Source organism: Pseudomonas sp. HPB0071 (assembly GCF_000478505.2).
Classification (GTDB): domain Bacteria; phylum Pseudomonadota; class Gammaproteobacteria; order Pseudomonadales; family Pseudomonadaceae; genus Chryseomonas; species Chryseomonas luteola.
The window spans coordinates 738,875-758,876 of record NZ_KI517367.1; the positions used below are offsets into that span (position 1 = coordinate 738,875).

The following is a 20,002-nucleotide window of genomic DNA, read 5'->3' on the forward strand; positions in this document are numbered from 1 at the left end:
GTCAGCTCTCCCATGAAACCTCACAGCGATTACGCCCATTACGCTTGGCACGATACAACGCCTGATCAGCCAGCAGTAACGACTCCTCAAGGGTACGTCCGGTCATGATGAGACTCATGCCGATCGAAACGGTCAAGGTGCCCAGATCAGCGTGCTCGAACACCGTCCTTGAAAAGGCTTCACGTAAACGCTCACAGCAGACTACCAGCTGCTGCGGATCGCTAAAGGGCAGCAGGAGGACGAACTCTTCTCCGCCATAACGCGCCAGGACGTCCTGCTCTCGCAAACAGGCCTCGCCTACCTCGGCAAACGTTTTAAGCACCAGATCGCCTATTCCGTGCCCAAACTGATCATTGATCTGCTTGAAAAAATCCATGTCGATCAATGCCAGCCCGTGCATTCGGCCATGCCCCAACCGATGAAGCGCCTCACTGGCTATTTGCAGAAAATAACGGCGATTACGCAGCCCCGTCAGCTCGTCCGTAATCACCTGAGCTTCCAACTGACGCATCACATGGCGCAGGTTGTCCTGATGCCGCTCCAGATCGGCCCGCCGAGCGTTGAGCTGGTAGCGGATACGGTGGTGGTAGCGTGCAAACAGCACCATGGAAACCAGAACAATGGCTAATATGATGCTCTGGACAATCATCATTCTGACGGTCCGGCTGTCCTGTGGCTCAAGGTTTATCCATAGGCACAACCCTACATAGGCACCGTAGGCCAGCAGCGCACAGCGTACAAACGCCGCCAGTCGTATCTGAAATATACCCAGCATCAATACAAGCACATAGGACACCAGAAAGGTGCCACGCAAATGCACGATATGGGTCAGGGAATACGTTAGAAACAGAATCGAGACGATGATATAGGGCTCGAGCGGCAAGGCCTTCAGATGCTTGCCTCCGCCCCAGGCAATCACTCCCGTCATTACGGCGACCCCCGCCAGAAAGCCTAGCGTGTCGGCAAAAAACGAGGCAATGGAAGATGAATAGAATCCCACAGCCGTAGACAGCAGCAATGGGAGCAACGCCAGCACAACCACGGCTAGAGGCAATACCTGATGACCGATGGCAGACGCATTGATGCTGCGCGTGACAGTAAGATCCCGCATGGTGACGACACCTGATCCATGGCATAGCAATTAGCCAGCAGTTTACTCTGTTTCTGTGACGTATTTCCTTATCAGCTGGTCGGCTTCGCTCAAGCGTCTCATAGCGCTATACTGCCCCGCCTTTGTCGTGTCGGCTACACCCTAGACGTGGTGTCTGGACTTCTTTTCTCAGTGTTGGAAGCCGGACCTGCGCGCCCGGACGCTGCTTTTCGTGATCAGACGACTTTCGCCTGCTTCCAAAACGACGCCACGGACGAGACACGAGAACCGCGCAGTACTGATAGCCTAATAAGGAGCGCGTACATGACCGTGATCAAGCAGGATGACCTGATCCAGAGCGTTGCTGATGCCCTGCAGTTCATCTCCTATTACCATCCCGTGGATTTCATCCAGGCCATGCACGAGGCCTACCTGCGTGAGGAATCCCCTGCCGCACGCGACTCCATGGCCCAGATCCTGATCAACTCGCGCATGTGTGCGACCGGCCACCGTCCGATCTGCCAGGACACGGGTATCGTGACCGTATTCGTCAAGGTTGGCATGGACGTGCGCTGGGACGGCGCCACAATGAGCCTGGACGACATGATCAACGAAGGCGTTCGCCGCGCCTATAACCTGCCGGAAAACGTTCTGCGTGCATCCATCCTGGCCGACCCGGCCGGTGCGCGCAAAAACACCAAGGACAACACCCCAGCTGTCATCCACTACAGCATCGTTCCTGGTGACAAGGTTGAGGTTGATGTTGCAGCCAAGGGCGGCGGCTCCGAAAATAAATCCAAGATGGCCATGCTTAACCCGTCCGACTCTATCGTCGACTGGGTTTTGAAAACCGTTCCGACCATGGGTGCAGGCTGGTGCCCGCCCGGCATGCTGGGTATCGGCATCGGTGGTACGGCCGAAAAGGCAGCGGTTCTGGCCAAGGAATCGCTCATGGAGGAAATCGATATCCATGAGCTGAAAGCCCGCGGCCCGCAGAACCGTATCGAAGAGCTGCGCCTGGAGCTATTCGAAAAGGTCAACCAGCTGGGTATTGGCGCTCAGGGCCTGGGCGGCTTGACCACAGTTCTGGACGTCAAGATCAAGGACTATCCGACTCACGCGGCCTCGCTGCCGGTGTGCATGATTCCGAACTGTGCAGCGACACGCCATGCCCATTTCATTCTGGATGGCTCTGGCCCCGCTGCCCTGGAAGCTCCGCCGCTGGATGCCTATCCGGAAATTGTCTGGGAAGCTGGCCCTTCTGCACGTCGCGTCAACCTGGATACGGTAACCCCGGAAGAAGTATTGACCTGGAAACCAGGCGAGACCTTGTTGCTCAACGGCAAGATGCTGACCGGCCGCGATGCTGCGCATAAGCGCATGGTCGATATGTTGAACAAGGGCGAGACGCTCCCCGTAGACCTCAAGGGTCGCTTCATTTACTACGTTGGCCCGGTCGACCCGGTTGGCGACGAAGTCGTAGGTCCGGCAGGCCCCACCACGGCTACCCGCATGGACAAGTTCACCCGTCAGATTCTTGAGCAAACGGGTCTACTCGGCATGATCGGCAAATCCGAGCGCGGCCCAATCGCCATTGAAGCGATCAAGGACAACAAGGCGGTTTACCTCATGGCCGTAGGCGGTGCAGCGTATCTGGTGGCCCAGGCGATCAAGGCCTCCAAGACCCTGGCCTTCCCTGAGCTGGGCATGGAAGCGATTTACGAGTTCGAGGTCAAGGACATGCCGGTCACCGTTGCGGTCGATAGCAATGGTGAGTCCGTGCATAATACCGGCCCGCAAATCTGGCAGAAGAAAATCGCTGAAAGTCTGGCGGTTGAAGTTTCCTAAGCCCGTAGGATGAACAATAAAGCCCGGTACAGCCGGGCTTTATTGCATCTGCACCACTGACTCAAGGCTCGATACGTGTACCGAGCACTTCCAGAAACTTGCGCAACCACTCCACATGAGCGGTCCACACCGGACCGGTTACCAGCTTGCCGCTGACATGAGCACCGTCCATGGGTAATTCAATATAGGTCCCACCGCCCCCTTTGACATCAGGCGCACACGCCGGATAGGCATTGCACTCAACGCCATCCCTGAGCACGCCGGCCGCTGCCAGGATCAGGGGACCATGACACAGTGCAGCAACGGGCTTGTCAGCCTTGAAAAATCCTCTTACCAGCTCAAGCACCTGTTCGTTGACGCGCAAATACTCGGGTGCCCGCCCTCCAGGAATGACCAGAGCGTCATAGTCGTCTACACGTGCCTTGGCAAAGTCCCCATTGAGCGTAAAGCGATGGCCCGGCTTTTCACTGTAGGTCTGCTCACCAGTGAAGTCATGTATGGCGGTTTGCACAGTATCGCCGGGTGCCTTGCCTGGACAGACAGCATCCACCTGGTGTCCGGCAATCTGTAGCGCCTGGAAAGGCACCATCACTTCATAGTCTTCGATGAAGTCACCTACCAGCATGAGAATTTTCTTTGCCGCCATAGCAGTCTCCTTCCAAAGGTGGGTTCGACTGTTCTTCGAGCAGAGGGTCCACCTGCAGTTCCCTGGCAGACCCGGCGCCTGAATATTTCCTGTGCGCTATGTAGGCAGTTGCCTGGTCTTTTCTACCTTGGGCAACAAATGCCTGATCAACCATCGCCGGGTAGGTGCCACGGCCTGCTCCTGGAAAATCACACAGATGAAAATCACAAACAGCAGGAAGAGTCCGTAAACCTCAATGGCGTTCTCTACGTGACCGGCAGCCTCGATACACGCGCTCCAGTTGCTAAAGCACAACGGGAAGTCACCCATAATCCATTTCTCGAGCGTCATGAACAGTCCTGACAATGGCACATGCAGTGCGAACATGGACAGTGATGCCGCACCCAGCCGGGGCGACCAGTGTTTAAGCCATTCGCTCTTTGGTTCCTGCGCCAATGCGCTGAGATAGACCAGTATCAATTGAGACGGCAGTAACAGACCGTTATGAAGAAGGAAGTACCAGAGTTTGGGACCATGGGTAAACAGCGCGGTGGCCACTGCAAAACTCAATAGCAGATAGCCGGTCATCACCAGGCGGATGGCCCGGCTTGGCTGCGCGCCTCGCTCACTTTGCTGACGGAAGAGGCCATACGCCACGATGCCAGCCAGAAACTCCGGCAGGCGCAGCAATGGGACTCGTTGCAGCAAACCGGTATACGGCATGCCGTAATCCTGGCTCCAGATCACCAGAACAGGAGGAATCAGGTAGCACAGGCCTATGATGGCAAGCACACCCCATTTGTTGCGCGCACGCATCAGGCGCGGCGCCGCATAGGGAAAGACCAGATAGAAAAAGAATAACGCCGAAATGGACCAGAGCGGCGCATTGAAGGTGAGGTAGTAGGGATTCCAGGCCTGCAGCATCGTAATCTGCAGCAGCCCATTGAATGCAAGCTCCAGATTGGTCATGTAGTGCTGGAACAGTTCCGGATTGGTTCGGGCCAGCACCTCGTTGGTGTCGTAAACCACGAACCGGACGCTGGCCTTGGCTCCATCAGGCGGTATGGCCATGAAGCCGATCCAGGTTACGACGACTATGGAAAACAGCAGCGCGAATATATGAATCGGATACAGATTGGAGAATCGCTTAACCCAGAAACTCCTGGCAGGCTCTCGCATCTGATTATCAGTGAGATAGACGTGCGCCAGCAAGAACCCGGACAGAACAAAGAAGGTACTGGTCGCAAAAAAACCCATACTGGTCAGTTCGTCCAGCAACGGAACGGTTTTGCGTTCGGGATAAAAATGAATGGTGTGGTAGATGACCACATAAAGACCCATCAGGAAGCGAAGCCACTCAAGCCCAATGAATCGTTGTTTTTCTATTTTGAGCATTACGCTCACTCCTTACTGCAAGGCGCGTAGTGTATCGCCTTAAAAAAATGCAAGGCTTGCTTTACTCAAGACTTACGCTTGCTCAGAACGGTCAGCACCAGACGGTCCAGCGTACCCCAGAGACGCTCACGCAGGCGTTTCCACCAAGGGCGGTTGCGCCAATCCTTTAGCGTGATTTCGCGGCTTTGCTGGAAGTCCGCTAGAAAGCACTCACTGACGGCCTGACTCAGCGTCGGGTCAATGGCTTCCAGGTTGGCGTCAAGGTTGAACCGAAGATTCCAGTAATCAAAATTGCATGAGCCTACGCTGACCCAGTCATCGACCTGAACCATCTTGAGGTGGGAAAAACGCGGCTGATATTCATAGATCTTCACGCCTGCCCGGAGCAAGCGCGGATAATAGCGCTGCCCGGCAAAACGGACGGGGGGATTATCCGTATGCCGGCCCGTCAGAATCAGCCTCACGTCGACGCCTCGCTGAGCGGCCTTGCGCAAGGCTCGCCTGACCCGCCACGACGGTAGAAAATATGGCGTAGCAAACCAGATACGCTTCTTGGCAACAATCAGGGCTCGAACCAGGGACAGTACAATGTCCCGATGCTGGCGAGCATCAGCATAGGCCACCCGCCCAAGACCCGAAGTTGCCTGCGGCGGTCTTGGAACCAGAATACGACCACGGCTGGCCTCAGGCTTCCAAGCATGCCGCTGATGGCAGGCTTGCCATTGGCGCTGGAACAAGCTCATCCAGTCGGACACCAACGGCCCGCGCATGCTCACCATCACTTCATGCCACTGGCAAAGCTCCTCCCCTGGCGTCCAGAAGTCATTGGTTGCCCCGCTTCCACCCACAAAGGCCTGCGACTCGTCCACAATCAGGAGCTTGCGATGGTCACGGTATAGGTTGCGCCAGCCACGCCAGAGACCTACCGGATTATAGATACGCACCTGACCGCCCGCTTCGCTCAACTGGGTCCGGTGCATGTCGTCCATCTTGAGCGTACCAAAACCATCGAAAAGACAACGCACCTGTATTCCCCGATGCGCCGCCTCAATCAAGGCCTCCATCAGGGCAGTTGCACACGAGCCCTTTTCTACCAGATAGAGTTCGATGTCGATGCTATACCGGGCTTTGGATATGGCTTCCAGCATGGCAGGAAAAAAACACCCGCCATCAACCAGCAGCTCATATTCATTTTGTTCGCGCCATGGATACACCGCACCTGGCATGATGACGCTCCTGAAAAGCCCGCCACTCAGGTAGGGGTAGGCACGTGGCGAAGGGTTAACAGCACAGAAACGGGCACCTCAGGTGTAATCGAGGGGACACTGGCAATTTCCTTGAGCTTGTCCAGCCCTTCCAACAGGCTGAAGTCAATCGCCTTGATCAACACCGGCTGCAAAGTACTGACCTGAACCAATGTTTCCCCGATTCGGGTAACCGAAACATCCGCTTTCAAGCGCTGCTTCTGGCCGTTGATTTCAAGCTCGAAGTCCAGCTTTTCCTGGCGAATGCTTCCTACCGGCATTTGCTCCCAGGTAGGCAGATCGATCTGACTGGTAATGACCGCTTCCGGATACTGATCTGCCTTGAACAGAGTTTCTCTCATCCGCTCGGTTTGTAGCGCCAGGGTGTTGTCCAGTGACTCGTATGGAAGCGCCAATCGAGCACTACCATGCTGATCGATCACGCCCGTTACGGTGGAAAAAAATTGAACGTCAGCCATGTTGCCGCGCTTCACGGTTACAAAGCTGACACGAGAGTAGCTTGACTCAACCTGCCAATCCGCGAAGACAAAAGGACTGAAGGCCACTGTGAGGGCTAGGATAAATGCGCGCATGAGCTCTCCTGAGAGTTTGTCCGGCTCACCAGGACCTTGCCGCACAGTATTGACATGAGCCTCTTGCGAGCGCCTTCTATCCAACAGACTGAGCAGCGATAGACCCGACCGGACCTGATCCAATCACGGTATGGCTTATACGGCACCCATCACAACGGCGAGTTCCCTGCCCACATGAGGAGTGTGAGCAAGGACACTTCTATAGCGGGTAGTCGGGACGACGACTGCTCCAGTCCACGCGATCAGGAAAATGCTGGGTCACATCGGAATTGAGCTGCTTGGAAACCAGAAAGCCCTGCATGATCTCGCAGCCGTGCTCAAGCAGCCACTCCCGCTGCTCAAGTGTTTCGACACCTTCTGCCACCACCTCAAGCCCCAGGTTACGTCCCAACTCAAGAATAGTGCTGACGATTGCAGCATCACGTGGCGAGTCGAGCATATTGGCAATGAACAACTGGTCGATCTTCAAGGTATCGAGCTCGAAGTGACGCAGGTAGGCCAGTGAAGAATACCCCGTACCAAAATCATCCACGGCTGTTCGAACACCAAGCGCGCGCAGTTGTGCCAGTTGAGCACGGGTGTAATCAATGTCATGCATCAGAGCCGTCTCGGTTACCTCAATCTCGAGCTGATCGGGTCGCAAACCATAACTGTCGATGATCTGCCGAAGGCTTTCAGCCAACTGCGGCATGCCGAACTGGACAGGACTCAAATTGATGCTCAGCAAAAGCCCGTTGCCGTAGACTTCGGACAGGCTTTGCAGCTTCATAGCGCCTTCGCGAAAGATCCAATCACCGATGCGATTGATCAGCCGAGTCTCTTCCAGCAGCGGGATAAAGACGTTCGGTGAAACCTTGCCCGCCACGTTGTGCTCCCACCGCAACAAGGCCTCAAAGCCGCGCAGCTTGCCGTTTTTCAGGTATACCTGAGGCTGATAAGCCAGCACGAAATCCTTGTTATCGATGGCATTGCGGACGCTCTCCTCCAACATGAGGCGCGAGCGTGCACGGCCATTCATCTCCGGTGAGAAGAAGCGGTATTGCTGGCGGCCACCTCGCTTGGCTTCATACATGGCGATATCGGCCGAGCGCAGCAATCCGTCGACACTATGACCACACTCGGGATAGCTCGCGATCCCGATGCTTGCGCCCAAGCTGACCTCTACACCGTCAACAGTGTGCGTTTTGGTCATCAGCTCAAGCAGCTTTTCGGCGACCCGGGCGGCATCCTCGGGATGATCCAAGGTATCAAGCAACGCGGTGAATTCGTCACCGCCCATACGCGCCAGTACATCGTAAGGACGCATACAGGTTTTGAGCTGTTCGGCAATCATGCACAACACACGGTCGCCAGCCTCATGACCAAGCGAGTCGTTCACCTTCTTGAAGCCATCCAGATCAATGTAGAGAACGGCCATGCGCTTGCCGTTACGCCCCGTACGAGCCAGTGCTGCCTCCAGGGTCTGGTTGAAGCCCCGCCGGTTGAGCAAACCGGTCAAGGCATCGGTAACCGCCTGCGATTCCAGTTGATCCTGCAGCTCGCGCATCATGGACATGTCGAGTGCAATCATCACCATGGCGCGCTGCATCCGCGGCAGAGGCGCACAGGAAAGAGTCACCGGCAATATGCCGCCTCGGGATGTGCACAGACTGGCATCATGCAGGCGATAGGTTTCACGTCTTTCATAGTGCTCCATGAACGTCGAGTCGGCCCAGCTATCCCCTAGATCAGGATTGCTCAAGTGAGCCATGAACTCGGAATTCACGAGATCGCTGATATGACGCTTGAGCATGCGGGCAATCGCCGCATTGGCAAATGTGATCAGGCCATGCTCATTAACGACCAGAATGCCTTCCGCCGCATTATCGAGCAGGGAGTCACTAAATGCCTTGGCAAGCTCCAGCTGCTGACTCAGCTGCAGGAGTTCGCGACGATTGCGCTCATGTTCGAGAAGGGAGCGCACCTTGTGCCGTAGAATGTTGGGATCGACCGGCTTGAGCAGGTAATCCACCGCACCGGTAGCATAGCCTCGTAGAACAGCCTCGTAAGAGTGAGCCTCGGCAGAGACGAATATGATTGGTGTAAAGCGGGTGCGCAGATTGCCGCGTATCATCCGAGCGACTTCGAAGCCGTCCATGATGGGCATTTGCACATCCAGCAGTACGAGATCTATAGGCTCATCGAGCAAGTATCTCAAGGCACGCTCACCCGAGTTGGCGGTCAAGACACGCCAGTCCTCTATTTCAAGCAGTGCCTGCATGGCCATGAGGTTTTCTACCCGGTCATCGACAACGAGCAGTACAGGCCCCTGATTGATACTAGGAACTGGACTTTCCGTGTCGCCTCCTTTCAGTTCGTACTGCACTGAATACAACTCCTCCCTTCGAGCACTCGGCAAGGCTCTACTGCATGCCACTAATAGAACCGAGGTTTGGCGATAAGGTTATTATCCAGAACAACAAAAATACAGCGCCATTTTCTTGACCAAACCGTGACGCTACCAGATTCCGCTAAACGGTAGCATCACGGAGGGTGCACTTACTGGGTCACTGCACCAGGCAACGGCCTTAGATTGACCTCGACACGACGGTTCTGAGCACGACCATCAGCGGTCGCATTGGTCGCGATCGGTTGGTCCGGCCCGGCACCACGCGTACTAACACGTGAAGCATCGACACCCTGAGCGACGAGGTAGTTCGCTACACTCTGGGCACGTCGATTGGACAGATCCATGTTGTGCGCACGGCTACCTGTACTATCGGTATAGCCCACAATTTCGACACTGTTCTGATCGAACTGCTTAAAGGATGTCGCCAGATCGTTTAACGGCTTGTAGAAATTGCCAGCGATATCGGCCGAATCCGTTGCAAACGTGATGTTGCCCGGCATGATCAGCTTGATGTCATCACCCTGGCGCTGTACTTCTACGCCAGTGTTCTGCATTTGACGACGCAGCTCGGCTTCCTGACGATCCGCATAGTAACCATAGCCCGCTGCCGCTGCGCCTACCGCCGCTGCGCCAATCAAAGCGCCCTTGCCACGATGGTTATGATCGATGGCTGCGCCGGCGACAGCACCCGCCAATGCGCCCAGGCCGCCATAGGTCGCGGTACGGGATCCGCCACTACCGCCCTGGTTTTCGTAAGGATTACTGGATGCACACCCTGCAAGTAGCGCACCGGCCAGTGCCAGAATCAAAGGACGCTTCATAGACGCCATGAACTTCTCCAACTTCTAACGGACCTGTGAAAACAGCTCTTTTCACAGAAAGAATAGCCATGAGCAGTCATGCTTTCGCATGAAAGTCCTAATGAACCCATGGCGAAAGAGCGGTTTACCGGTATCAGGACGAATAATCAATTCGCTTCAGCGAAACGGCTGAACGACCGCACAAGACTAGTCGATAAACGTGCCCCTCTCTGGACGAAACCGCTAAACGGTAGTGTACGACCAGATGCCGAAGCACCTTCTTGAACAATCAGCGTATCTGCATCAGACATTAGGTAGCTAAACAACATTGTATATCGTGTCATTTCGATATAAGGTTCGCCTTATCCCGATAAACCGATATGTGAACATTATGGATATCGATGATCTGATCAAGGCGATAGCCAGCCCCGTCCGACGAGACATTCTGGCCTGGCTGCGTGAACCGGAAAAACACTTCATCCAACAGGACCACCCGTTGGAGATTGGCGTGTGCGCAGGCCTTATCGATCAGAAAACGGGACTTTCCCAATCCACAGTCTCGGCTCATCTAGCCACGCTTCAGCGTGCCGGCCTCGTTACAACCCGGCGTGTTGGCCAATGGGTCTTCTACAAGCGTAACGAAGCAGTGATCAATGCCTTCGTCGAGCAGCTGGGCCGAGAGCTCTGATTCTTCCGCCTTACCATAGAGAGATGCGATGCCCGCTTCATTGTTAGTGCTGGCGCTTAGCGCCTTTGCCATCGGCACCACCGAGTTTGTGATCATGGGGCTTTTGCCCAATGTAGCTAATGACCTTCATGTCAGCATCCCATCAGCTGGCTGGCTCGTCAGTGGGTATGCATTAGGTGTTGCAATCGGTGCGCCCTTCATGGCGATGGTGACGGCCAACTGGCCACGCAAGATGGCCCTGCTCGTGCTGATGGGCATCTTTATCATTGGCAATGTGCTCTGCGTCTTAGCCGGAGACTACAACGTCCTGATGCTGGCTCGCGTCATCACGGCGCTCTGCCACGGCGCATTCTTTGGTATCGGCTCGGTGGTAGCGGCCAGTCTGGTGCCAGCGAACCGCCGAGCCTCTGCCGTCGCGCTCATGTTCACAGGCCTTACGCTGGCGAACGTTCTTGGCGTACCGCTAGGTACAGCACTAGGACAGGCAACCGGTTGGCGTTCAACCTTTGCGGCCGTATCCCTCATCGGTGTCCTCGCGCTGGCAGGTCTCTGGCTTGTTCTGCCCGGCAAGGCGCCACAGGAAAAAACCGACCTGCGCCGTGAATTGGCGGCGCTGAAGGGGGCCGGCTTCTGGCTGTCCCTCTCGATGACAGTGATGTTCTCTGCCTCGATGTTTGCCCTCTTCACCTACATCACACCGCTGCTTACTGATGTAACAGGTCTGTCAGAGTATGGCGTAACCAGCACGCTGCTATTGATCGGTGTAGGCCTTACCCTCGGCAACATCCTGGGTGGACGCCTTGCAGACTGGCGTCTGTCCACAACGCTCATAGGTATCTTCATCGCGATGGCCGTCGTGTCATCCCTTTTGGCCTGGACCAGTCATAGCATGGTCGCTACCGAGATCACCCTGTTCCTGTGGGCAGCCTGCGCCTTTGCAGCGGTTCCCGCACTTCAAATCAACGTGGTCACCTTTGGCAAGGACGCACCCAACCTCGTTTCCACCTTGAACATTGGCGCTTTCAACGTCGGCAACGCGCTGGGTGCCTGGGTAGGAGGAAGCGTTATCGCCCATGGACTGGGCCTGACCAGCGTTCCGCTGGCTGCCGGGGGACTGGCCCTGATTGCCTTGATTCTGACCCTACTGACCTTTAGCCATGCCCGGAAAAGCGGCTTGGCTGTCAGCCAATGATTCACCTACGGAGTCGTTACCATGCCCAACCTGTTTGATCCGATCAAAATCGGCGCACTGGAATTGCCGAACCGCTTCGTCATGGCACCGCTGACTCGTTGTCGCGCAGATGATAATCGCGTCCCTACCGACCTTATGGCCGAGTACTACGCGCAGCGTGCGTCGGCTGGTCTGATTTTAAGCGAGGCCACCTCCGTCGACCCAATGGGCGTGGGTTATCCAAATACCCCGGGCATCTGGTCCGACGAACAAGTGGAGGGCTGGAAAAAGATCACTTCAGCCGTGCACAAGTCAGGCGGTCGCATCATGCTGCAACTCTGGCACGTAGGACGTATTTCCGCACCGCTTTACCTCCAGGGCGAAAAGCCGGTGGCTCCAAGCGCCATCGCCGCCAACGGTCATGTGAGCCTGGTCCGTCCCAAGCAGGAATACGTCATCCCGCGTGCCCTGGAAACCGAAGAGATTGCCAGTATCGTCGAGGCTTACCGCAAGGGTGCCGAGAACGCCAGAAAAGCGGGTTTCGATGGCGTAGAAATTCACGGGGCCAATGGTTATCTGCTGGACCAGTTCCTGCAAACCAGCACCAACCAGCGTACCGATCAATATGGTGGCTCCATTGAAAACCGGGCTCGCCTGATGCTTGAAGTGACCGATGCCTGTATCGATGTCTGGGGCGCCGATCGTGTAGGCGTTCACCTTTCGCCTCGGTGTGACCTGCATGACATGGGCGACGAAAATCCGGCCGAGACCTTCGGCTATCTGGCCCGTGAGCTGGGCAAGCGCGGCATTGCCTTTATCTGCGCCCGTGAGGCTGAAGCTGATGACAGCCTTAGTCCACAACTTAAGGACGCTTTTGGCGGCGTTTTTATCGCCAATGAACGCTTCACCCATGACAGCGCCAATGCCTGGCTGGAAAGTAGAACCGCCGACGCTGTAGCGTTTGGTGTTCCGTTTATCGCCAACCCTGACCTGCCGGAGCGCTTTGCCCGTCAGGCCATGTTGAACGAGCCTCACCCGGAAACCTTTTACGTGCCTGGCCCTGTAGGTTATATCGACTACCCCCGGCTGTAATAAAAAAGCCCCGCTCTGGCGGGGCTTTTCATGTCTGAAGAATGTCAGCGGCGGGTGTTAATCTGCTGCTGAAGGTTCTGCAGCTGGGTCTGAATCGTACTGATATTGCGCACGGTCTGGGCCCTGAACGCATCGAACGAAGCGGAATCCGGTCCACTGTTGTTGCTATGTGAGTCCAGCTCACTGCGTAGTACAAGAAGATCCTGCTGCAGGTTTTCGATAGCACCAGAAGGGTCGCCCCGTTTCTTGAGCGCGGCGATATCTGCCTGCAAACTCTTGTTTTGTGCCGTGAGCGAATCGATCTGATCACTGAAACGTTTCAAATCCCCTTGCGCCGCTTTCAGGCCAGCCTGCTCATCAGCCAACGCCGTTACACGGCCATTCAGATCTGAAGCGTTGCCCTGCTGCGTCTTGAAGTCAGCGGCCAGCTGGTCGATTCGCTTGTCTAGGGCACTTTGCGCATCCACTGCCGCCTGTTGCTGGCGGGCTACGTCTGCTACCTTGGTCTCGATATTTTTCAGCCGCAACAATAAGGACTCACGACTGGACGTCCCGCTTGACTCGCTGGCAACCAGCTTGCCCGAGATATCCTGAAGCCGACCGGCAGCCTCTTCACTGATTCGTGCAAAATTCTCCTGGGTCGCGACAACCTGCTCCTGCATGAGCTGAATTTGCTGATGACTCCACCAACCCAGCCCCGCCAACGCAATGATCATGGCCGCAATCAATGCCCATAGAGGACCTGTGCTCGGAACGCGGGCCGGCTTGGCTCCACGCGAAGCCCGTAATGGCTCTTGGGGATTAGCCGCGACATGGGCCTCGACTTCCCGCCCCTGTTCCACAGGCGCATGGCGATGATGCCTACCGTGGCTGGCACGCCCAAAGTCTTCGCTAAGGTCCTTGTCAGGCGTCAGGCTGGGTACATTGTCGAGTTCATCAAATGAATCGTTTCGCATGGCGGACCTTCATTGGTGAAAAAAGCATGAGCCGACAGGCACGGGGCTTGCTCTCAAAAAGCTAGTATACAAATGCCATCACAGCGCTGGCAGTCTGGCGTTATCGCCTTGCGGAGCGGTTTTCAATATATTCATCCAAAGCTTTCCAGACCGTGGTCTGGGGTTGAAAACCCAGGATATCGCGGGCCCGATTGATATCCAGTGTAAAATTGCGATCCATCAGGTGCAGAGGATCGGGTTCACGTTCTTTTCTGGCGGATTTGATTGCAGCAAGCATATCTTGCAGCAGAACCTTTGGCTGAATGCGAGCCGTGGCCTGCCCCAGAACCGGTAGTTTCAGACGGCGCATCAGATAATTCACCACGTCCCATACCGGCTGAGATTGCCCCTCGCTCAAGTTGAAAGCCTTATTCAGCGCGTCTGGATGCTCGGTCATAAGTGCTACACCCAGAGCCGTGCAAAGGCTGTTCATGCTGGTGAAGTCCCAGCGATTGAGACCGTTACCCAATTGACGCAGGCGTTTTTGACGGTTGAGCTGAACAAGCTTTGGCGCCCAAGCGTTATCAGGCAGCCCAATAATCTGCGCAGGGCGCAACACAATGACGTCCAACCCGAACTCTGCTGCTGTAAAAACCAGGCGCTCGATCTGCAAGCGCCGCTGCGCCTCGGCTGTCCGCGGCTTGGCAGGTACAGCATCCTCCTTGAGCGCCTCCCCTCCCGCTTCGTAAACATGGCTGGAAGATAGATAGACCAGGCGCGAGACCCGCATATGCAGGCAGGCCTCGATAAAGGAAAAACTGGCGTCCATGGCCTGCGCCGAAAGATCGCCTACGCCATCGGTACAATGTGCAACGGCATCGATATCATCACACAGGCGCCGCGCCTGCTCCGTGTCGGTCAGGGTCCCCGGGATATATTCAGCGCCCTGCTTTACCAACGCATCGAGCATAGCTCCCGGCTGACCGTGAATACGCACCAAATGCTTGTCCGCCAATAGATCCAGGGCGAGGCGTGCACCAATGTAGTCACTCGCGCCCGTCACCAGAATTCGCATCAGATCTCCCCGTCAAGTCGCTACCAGCCAACAGGCTGCCTGGCTCTCCAGATGTCGAGTCAAGGCCGTCAGCAAATCACCACCGTTACGCCAGGAATGCCAGTACAGCGGCACATCGATCACCTGCCCCGGCACCAGATCAATTAATTCGCCTCGCTCGCGCTCCGCCTGGGTTTGCAGCTCGGGAAGCAACCCCCAGCCAAGCCCGTTGGCGACCATTTTCACGAAGCCCTCCGAAGAAGGACATAGATGATGATCGAAATGACCAGTAAAGCCCAGCCGTGCCAGGAAATGATGCTGAAGCTGATCATCCGGCCCATAGACGACTGCAGGCACCTGAGCGAGGCGCTCAGCCGTTACGTCCTCGGACAAGTAATGTGCATGAAAGGCGGGGCTGGCGACTGCCCGGTAACGCATGGCGCCCAGCAATACCGCCCGGGCACCGGCGACCGGACGTGCACTGGCACAGACGCAGGCGGCTACCTCCCCGGCCTGCATACGCTTGAGTCCCACCTCCTGATCCTCGACAACCAGATCCAGCAGGATCCCCTGTCTGGTACAGAAGGGGCCGATACTGGCCGCCCACCAGGTAGCCAGACTGTCGGCATTGATGGCGACCCGCAAACGCTCCACCGTCCTGGCTTCATCAAGCCCCGGCACCTGACCATGGAGGTCGCGTTCAAGCAATCGCACCTGCTGAACATGGTTTAGAAGCCTTTGCCCTACATCAGTAGAGGTGGGTGGTGATGTACGCACAATGACAGGCTGTCCAATGCGGGCCTCCAGCAGCTTGATTCGCTGTGAGACCGCAGACTGGGACAATCCCAGTACATGTGCCGCGCGCTCAAAACCGCCCTGCTCTACGACAGCGGCGAGCGCAGCCAAAAGTTTATAATCAAACATCAGTTCTCCTAATGACTGATCAGCACTATTTGTTTTTCTTATACAGGCTTTCTCTCCAGACTGGCCATCCCTTTCTGGAGAACACTGATGTCTCACGCCATTCATGATCTTTCGCTTCTGCTGAGCCAGATGCAGCCTGTGCTCAATCCAGGCCAATACGTGTTTTGCTCGTTGCATGAACAGACGTTGCCACAGGACGTAATCCCCCTGGCAACCTTCAGGGAGCAGGAAGGCCTGACCGTTGTACTGACCAGGCAAGATGCTGACCGCTTAGCGCTCTCCTATAACTATGTAGCTGCCTGGATTACCCTGAACGTTCACTCCGCACTGGAGGCTGTTGGTTTGACTGCCGCGTTTTCGAACGCCTTGGCACAGCAGGGCATCAGCTGCAATGTAGTCGCCGGCTTTTACCATGATCACCTCTTCGTCGCAGAGGCGGACCAAGCACGCGCCATGGCTGCCCTACTCACGCTGGCGGGCCAATAAGATGTGGCAGAGCTATCTGACAGGACTCATGACCATGGGCGGTCTGATCATAGCCATCGGTGCGCAGAACACATTCATCCTTGCCCAAGGATTGCGCAGGGAACATCACCTGCCTGTGGCCGCGCTTTGTCTGTTCTTCGATATCAGCCTGGTAACCATTGGCGTGTTTGGCCTGGCCACCTTACTGGCCGGGGATGCCTGGCTGATGGGCGTCTTCAAATGGGCTGGTATTATCTTTTTGCTCTATTACAGCATCTGTGCCTACAGACGAGCACTTACGTCACAGTCACTGCATAGCGCAGCGGCGGCACCCCGCTCATTGGGCAAGACGCTGGGCATTGCGCTAGCCGTTACGCTACTCAATCCCCATGTCTATCTGGATACCGTTCTGGTTCTCGGAGCGTTAGGTAACCAGCAGCCGGCACCACTGGCTTTTACGGTCGGTGCAGGCTGCGCGTCTGCTCTCTGGTTCTTCACATTGGCAATCGGCTCGGCGCAGCTGGCACCCTACCTGACCCGACCGCGCGTATGGCGCATGATCGATATGGCGATTGGAACCGTCATGCTGATCACGGCCATACAGCTCATCCTTTACAAGCCATAAGACCTTCTGTCGGGTTTGTTACATGGCGAGCTAACGAAGCGAGTGCTATGATCCCCCGCCGCGGTATTGAGCCTAATGCCTTACCGCAGGTTAGGCCGGCGCCTGATCGGTCGACCATTGCCGTGCAATGCCCTGACGAAACATTATGGAGAGATAACCATGGCTTTCGAATTGCCGCCGCTGCCCTATGAGAAGAACGCCCTCGAGCCGCATATTTCCGCCGAGACGCTGGAGTTCCATCACGGCAAGCACCACCAGACCTATGTCACCGCACTGAACAACCTGGTGCCCGGCACTGAGTACGAAGGCAAAAGCCTGGAAGACATCATCAAGACGTCCTCTGGCGCGATCTTCAACAACGCTGCCCAGGTATGGAACCACACGTTCTACTGGAACTGCATGACGCCTAACGGTGGCGGCCAGCCTACGGGCGCCCTGGCAGATGCCATCGCAACGGCATTTGGTTCCTTTGACAAATTCAAGGAAGAGCTGACCAAGACGGCCATCGGCACATTTGGTTCCGGCTGGGCCTGGCTGGTCAAGAAGGCGGATGGTTCCCTGGCGCTGGCCAGCACCATCGGTGCTGGCAACCCCATCACTTCGGGTGATAAGCCCTTGCTGACCATCGACGTGTGGGAACATGCCTACTACATCGATTATCGCAACCTGCGTCCAAAGTACCTCGAGTCCTTCTGGAATACGGTGAACTGGGACTTCGTAGCGAAAAACTTCGCCGCCTGATCCTGGTATCTCTCGACAAAACCCGGCTTTTCGCCGGGTTTTGTTTTTAAGTCATGCCTACTTTTGCGAAGAGACAGCTAGACTCGGTTATTACACATTTCATCCTGTAGTAGACATAGGATGGCAAAGCCATCCATGGAAAGGAGCACGGAGTGAAACTGAGCATTCGGCATAGCCTGTCGTTGAAGCTGCTGCTTGTAGCATTACCAACGGCCTTGCTCGTCGGACTGCTGTTAGGCATCGTACAGATTGCCTATGAGGCCAGACAGGTACGTGATCAGATTCAGACGGACGCACGCCAGACGCTGTCCATGTTCAGGGACCCTGCCACCCAGGCCATGTATCGCCTGGATGACACCATGGCCGAACATGTTACCCGTGGCTTATTCAAGCATCCCTCCATTCGTGAAGCTTACATTGGCACTCCCGGCGAGCAGCCCTTATCAGAGCACGCTCGCCCACTGCTCAGCGGCTCGACACGCCTGCTTACTGATAGGCTCTTTGACAAAGAGCAGCGCTTCAGCATCCGTCTTACAGGCGAGCCACCGGTTGAGGAGTATTATGGCGACTTGCGCATCGCTGTGGACACAGCCCCTTACGGGCAGAAATTTTTAAAGAACTCAGCCTTTATTCTCGTCTCGTTACTGGTTCGCGTCCTGATTCTGGTGCTGGCGCTTTATCTGGTCTATCACTGGATTCTGACGCGCCCCCTTTCCCGACTGCTCAACCATCTGGCGGCGATCAAACCCGGTCTGCCAGGCCACAAACCTCTCCCCCTCCTCAAAGGACATGAGCAGAACGAACTGGGCCGCTGGATAAACACTGCCAACCAGCTACTTGCCTCGATCGAGCAAAACACAGCGCTTCGTGAAGAGGCCATCAGCAACCTTCAACGGATCAGTCAGCATGACCTGCTGACCGGCCTTTCCAATCGACAAGCCTTTCATGGTCAGCTTGAGTGGACCCTTTCCGAGGCGGATCGACAAAACCTGAGCGTAGCCGTGCTGTGCCTGGGCCTTGATGATTTCAAAAGCATTAACGAGCAATACGGTTATCAGGTAGGCGACAGGCTTCTGCTCAAACTGGTAACCCGGCTGCGGGCGGGCTGCCCGGGAGTAGACGGTTTTGGGCGGCTGGGAGGGGATCGCTTTGCGCTCATCAAACTGATCAGGCAACCCGACGAAGCCGCTGAACTGGCCCATGCTGCTCTGGATGCACTCGATTCGCCATTCAGTGTCGAACAGTATCAAGCCCACCTGAGCGCTTCGATCGGCATCACGCTATACCCGGAGGATGGCCAGACCGCCGACCAGTTGATGCAGCGTGCCGAGCAGACGATGGCCCTGGTAAAAACCCAGGGTCATAGCGGCTACAAGTTCTACGTGGCCAGTGTAGATCAGGACATCCGCTTCAGGCGCGGGTTGGCAAAGGACCTTCGTGAAGCCCTGAGACGCCAGGAGCTTTATCTGGTCTACCAACCTCAGATTGACTATGCGAGCCAACGGATTAGTGGAGTGGAAGCCCTATTGCGCTGGAATCATCCTGTCCACGGATTCATTCCACCCGATGTATTCATTCCCCTGGCCGAGCGCACTGGCAGCATCGTAGCTCTCGGAGAATGGGTGCTTGAGCAGGCCTGCAGTCAACTGCATACCTGGTACGCAAGCGGTTACACCTCCCTGCGCATGGCCATCAATCTGTCGGCTGTGCAGCTACAACAGGAAAATCTGCCTGCGTTTATACAATCGCTCCTGTTACGCCACGGGATTCCGCCCAAGCGGCTGGAGCTTGAGGTTACTGAAACGGCACTGATGGAAGATGTGGACACTGCCGTGCAAACGCTGCGTCGTCTCAGGGAAGTCGGCGCGCTGATAGCACTGGATGATTTCGGCACCGGTTATAGCTCTCTGGCTTATCTGAAGCGACTGCCTCTGGACAAAATCAAAATCGACAAGAGTTTCGTGCAGGATCTGAGCGACGAAAAAGACGACGCCCCCCTGGTACGCGCCATCATCCAACTAGGCAAAAGCCTCAACAAAGAGCTTATCGCGGAAGGTGTGGAAACCGACCTGCAGGAGGCCTACATTGTGGAGCAAGGCTGTGACGAGGGTCAGGGTTATTTCTACAGCAAGCCAATCCCCGCTGATCAGATCCCCGCGGTTATCGAGGCGCGTACTCAAGGTCTGCCCATTTCACGGGTTATGCCAGTAAAGCACTGACCCCTGGCGAAAAGGGTTTTCAAAAATGAAAATCTTTCGCATTATTATCCGGCTTTTCTCCAGGCTCATGTAATGAGCACCCTATTTTAGAAAAGGATTCCGGA

At 55.9% G+C, this 20,002-nt stretch carries 18 protein-coding genes; 8 read left to right on the forward strand and 10 right to left on the reverse strand.

All coding sequences use genetic code 11. The features are described from left to right. Window position 1 precedes the first annotated feature (1 nt). Window positions 2-1,111, reverse strand: a complete 1,110-nt coding sequence (locus HMPREF1487_RS03765; RefSeq protein ID WP_010795263.1) for a GGDEF domain-containing protein — start codon at window positions 1,109-1,111, stop codon at window positions 2-4. Between the two features lie 303 nt (window positions 1,112-1,414). On the opposite strand from HMPREF1487_RS03765, the gene HMPREF1487_RS03770 reads away from it, so the two are divergent. After that, window positions 1,415-2,938 (forward strand): fumarate hydratase, encoded by a 1,524-nt coding sequence (locus HMPREF1487_RS03770; RefSeq protein WP_010795264.1) that lies wholly within the window; start codon window positions 1,415-1,417, stop codon window positions 2,936-2,938. 61 nt (window positions 2,939-2,999) lie between these two features. On the opposite strand, the gene HMPREF1487_RS03775 is transcribed toward HMPREF1487_RS03770, so the two are convergent. The 6 genes from HMPREF1487_RS03775 to HMPREF1487_RS03800 all read right to left on the reverse strand — a co-directional run bounded on the left by HMPREF1487_RS03775 (window position 3,000) and on the right by HMPREF1487_RS03800 (window position 10,014). Continuing rightward, window positions 3,000-3,584, reverse strand: a complete 585-nt coding sequence (locus tag HMPREF1487_RS03775; RefSeq protein ID WP_010795265.1) for a DJ-1/PfpI family protein — start codon at window positions 3,582-3,584, stop codon at window positions 3,000-3,002. A 96-nt stretch (window positions 3,585-3,680) separates the two neighbouring features. Next, window positions 3,681-4,958: an acyltransferase family protein gene (locus HMPREF1487_RS03780; protein ID WP_010795266.1), complete on the reverse strand. Its 1,278-nt coding sequence runs from the start codon at window positions 4,956-4,958 to the stop codon at window positions 3,681-3,683. Window positions 4,959-5,023: 65 nt separating this feature from the next. Beyond that, window positions 5,024-6,184, reverse strand: a complete 1,161-nt coding sequence (locus HMPREF1487_RS03785) for a phospholipase D-like domain-containing protein (RefSeq protein WP_010795267.1) — start codon at window positions 6,182-6,184, stop codon at window positions 5,024-5,026. A 26-nt stretch (window positions 6,185-6,210) separates the two neighbouring features. Next, window positions 6,211-6,795, reverse strand: coding sequence for a YceI family protein (locus HMPREF1487_RS03790; protein WP_010795268.1), 585 nt, complete (start codon window positions 6,793-6,795; stop codon window positions 6,211-6,213). Between the two features lie 199 nt (window positions 6,796-6,994). After that, on the reverse strand, window positions 6,995-9,160 hold the full coding sequence (locus HMPREF1487_RS03795) for a putative bifunctional diguanylate cyclase/phosphodiesterase (RefSeq protein WP_010795269.1): 2,166 nt from the start codon (window positions 9,158-9,160) through the stop codon (window positions 6,995-6,997). 173 nt (window positions 9,161-9,333) lie between these two features. Next, the gene (locus HMPREF1487_RS03800; RefSeq protein WP_010795270.1) at window positions 9,334-10,014 is read right to left on the reverse strand and encodes a YiaD family glycine zipper/OmpA-like lipoprotein; all 681 of its coding nucleotides are present in this window, start codon (window positions 10,012-10,014) and stop codon (window positions 9,334-9,336) included. 361 nt (window positions 10,015-10,375) lie between these two features. Here HMPREF1487_RS03800 and HMPREF1487_RS03805 point away from each other — a divergent pair, with 361 nt between their 5' ends. The 3 genes from HMPREF1487_RS03805 to HMPREF1487_RS03815 are packed head-to-tail and all read left to right on the forward strand — an operon-like array spanning window position 10,376 to window position 12,935. Beyond that, window positions 10,376-10,672 carry an ArsR/SmtB family transcription factor gene (locus tag HMPREF1487_RS03805; protein WP_010795272.1) on the forward strand — a complete coding sequence of 99 codons (297 nt, stop codon included), beginning with the start codon at window positions 10,376-10,378 and terminating at the stop codon, window positions 10,670-10,672. A gap of 28 nt (window positions 10,673-10,700) precedes the next feature. Next, a complete protein-coding gene (locus HMPREF1487_RS03810; protein WP_010795273.1) occupies window positions 10,701-11,864 on the forward strand; it encodes an MFS transporter in 1,164 nt (387 codons plus the stop codon). Window positions 11,865-11,885: 21 nt separating this feature from the next. Continuing rightward, complete coding sequence (locus HMPREF1487_RS03815; protein WP_010795274.1) at window positions 11,886-12,935, forward strand: alkene reductase; 1,050 nt, start codon at window positions 11,886-11,888, stop codon at window positions 12,933-12,935. A gap of 44 nt (window positions 12,936-12,979) precedes the next feature. On the opposite strand, the gene HMPREF1487_RS03820 is transcribed toward HMPREF1487_RS03815, so the two are convergent. From HMPREF1487_RS03820 to HMPREF1487_RS03830, 3 genes are all read right to left on the reverse strand, one after another. Then, window positions 12,980-13,891 carry a hypothetical protein gene (locus tag HMPREF1487_RS03820; RefSeq protein WP_010795275.1) on the reverse strand — a complete coding sequence of 304 codons (912 nt, stop codon included), beginning with the start codon at window positions 13,889-13,891 and terminating at the stop codon, window positions 12,980-12,982. Between the two features lie 100 nt (window positions 13,892-13,991). Next, window positions 13,992-14,945 (reverse strand): NAD-dependent epimerase/dehydratase family protein, encoded by a 954-nt coding sequence (locus HMPREF1487_RS03825; protein ID WP_010795276.1) that lies wholly within the window; start codon window positions 14,943-14,945, stop codon window positions 13,992-13,994. A gap of 12 nt (window positions 14,946-14,957) precedes the next feature. Continuing rightward, complete coding sequence (locus tag HMPREF1487_RS03830) at window positions 14,958-15,848, reverse strand: LysR family transcriptional regulator ArgP (protein ID WP_010795277.1); 891 nt, start codon at window positions 15,846-15,848, stop codon at window positions 14,958-14,960. 87 nt (window positions 15,849-15,935) lie between these two features. Here HMPREF1487_RS03830 and HMPREF1487_RS03835 point away from each other — a divergent pair, with 87 nt between their 5' ends. From HMPREF1487_RS03835 to HMPREF1487_RS03850, 4 genes are all read left to right on the forward strand, one after another. Further along, window positions 15,936-16,334 carry an ACT domain-containing protein gene (locus HMPREF1487_RS03835; protein ID WP_010795278.1) on the forward strand — a complete coding sequence of 133 codons (399 nt, stop codon included), beginning with the start codon at window positions 15,936-15,938 and terminating at the stop codon, window positions 16,332-16,334. Window position 16,335: 1 nt separating this feature from the next. Continuing rightward, the gene (locus HMPREF1487_RS03840) at window positions 16,336-16,938 is read left to right on the forward strand and encodes a LysE/ArgO family amino acid transporter (protein WP_037029672.1); all 603 of its coding nucleotides are present in this window, start codon (window positions 16,336-16,338) and stop codon (window positions 16,936-16,938) included. Window positions 16,939-17,097: 159 nt separating this feature from the next. Continuing rightward, window positions 17,098-17,679, forward strand: a complete 582-nt coding sequence (locus HMPREF1487_RS03845; protein ID WP_010795280.1) for a superoxide dismutase — start codon at window positions 17,098-17,100, stop codon at window positions 17,677-17,679. A 152-nt stretch (window positions 17,680-17,831) separates the two neighbouring features. Next, window positions 17,832-19,898 (forward strand): putative bifunctional diguanylate cyclase/phosphodiesterase, encoded by a 2,067-nt coding sequence (locus HMPREF1487_RS03850; RefSeq protein ID WP_010795281.1) that lies wholly within the window; start codon window positions 17,832-17,834, stop codon window positions 19,896-19,898. Window positions 19,899-20,002: the final 104 nt, after the last annotated feature.

Bases quoted from the DNA above. Each gene is read 5' to 3' on its own strand.
- HMPREF1487_RS03800 (WP_010795270.1), bottom strand. From the start codon at position 10,014: ATGGCGTCTATGAAGCGTCCTTTGATTCTGGCACTGGCCGGTGCGCTA.
- HMPREF1487_RS03785 (WP_010795267.1), bottom strand. From the start codon at position 6,184: ATGCCAGGTGCGGTGTATCCATGGCGCGAACAAAATGAATATGAGCTG.
- HMPREF1487_RS03825 (WP_010795276.1), bottom strand. From the start codon at position 14,945: ATGCGAATTCTGGTGACGGGCGCGAGTGACTACATTGGTGCACGCCTC.
- HMPREF1487_RS03780 (WP_010795266.1), bottom strand. From the start codon at position 4,958: ATGCTCAAAATAGAAAAACAACGATTCATTGGGCTTGAGTGGCTTCGC.
- HMPREF1487_RS03840 (WP_037029672.1), top strand. From the start codon at position 16,336: ATGTGGCAGAGCTATCTGACAGGACTCATGACCATGGGCGGTCTGATC.
- HMPREF1487_RS03815 (WP_010795274.1), top strand. From the start codon at position 11,886: ATGCCCAACCTGTTTGATCCGATCAAAATCGGCGCACTGGAATTGCCG.
- HMPREF1487_RS03765 (WP_010795263.1), bottom strand. From the start codon at position 1,111: ATGCGGGATCTTACTGTCACGCGCAGCATCAATGCGTCTGCCATCGGT.
- HMPREF1487_RS03835 (WP_010795278.1), top strand. From the start codon at position 15,936: ATGTCTCACGCCATTCATGATCTTTCGCTTCTGCTGAGCCAGATGCAG.
- HMPREF1487_RS03830 (WP_010795277.1), bottom strand. From the start codon at position 15,848: ATGTTTGATTATAAACTTTTGGCTGCGCTCGCCGCTGTCGTAGAGCAG.
- HMPREF1487_RS03805 (WP_010795272.1), top strand. From the start codon at position 10,376: ATGGATATCGATGATCTGATCAAGGCGATAGCCAGCCCCGTCCGACGA.
- HMPREF1487_RS03770 (WP_010795264.1), top strand. From the start codon at position 1,415: ATGACCGTGATCAAGCAGGATGACCTGATCCAGAGCGTTGCTGATGCC.
- HMPREF1487_RS03790 (WP_010795268.1), bottom strand. From the start codon at position 6,795: ATGCGCGCATTTATCCTAGCCCTCACAGTGGCCTTCAGTCCTTTTGTC.
- HMPREF1487_RS03820 (WP_010795275.1), bottom strand. From the start codon at position 13,891: ATGCGAAACGATTCATTTGATGAACTCGACAATGTACCCAGCCTGACG.
- HMPREF1487_RS03845 (WP_010795280.1), top strand. From the start codon at position 17,098: ATGGCTTTCGAATTGCCGCCGCTGCCCTATGAGAAGAACGCCCTCGAG.
- HMPREF1487_RS03810 (WP_010795273.1), top strand. From the start codon at position 10,701: ATGCCCGCTTCATTGTTAGTGCTGGCGCTTAGCGCCTTTGCCATCGGC.
- HMPREF1487_RS03775 (WP_010795265.1), bottom strand. From the start codon at position 3,584: ATGGCGGCAAAGAAAATTCTCATGCTGGTAGGTGACTTCATCGAAGAC.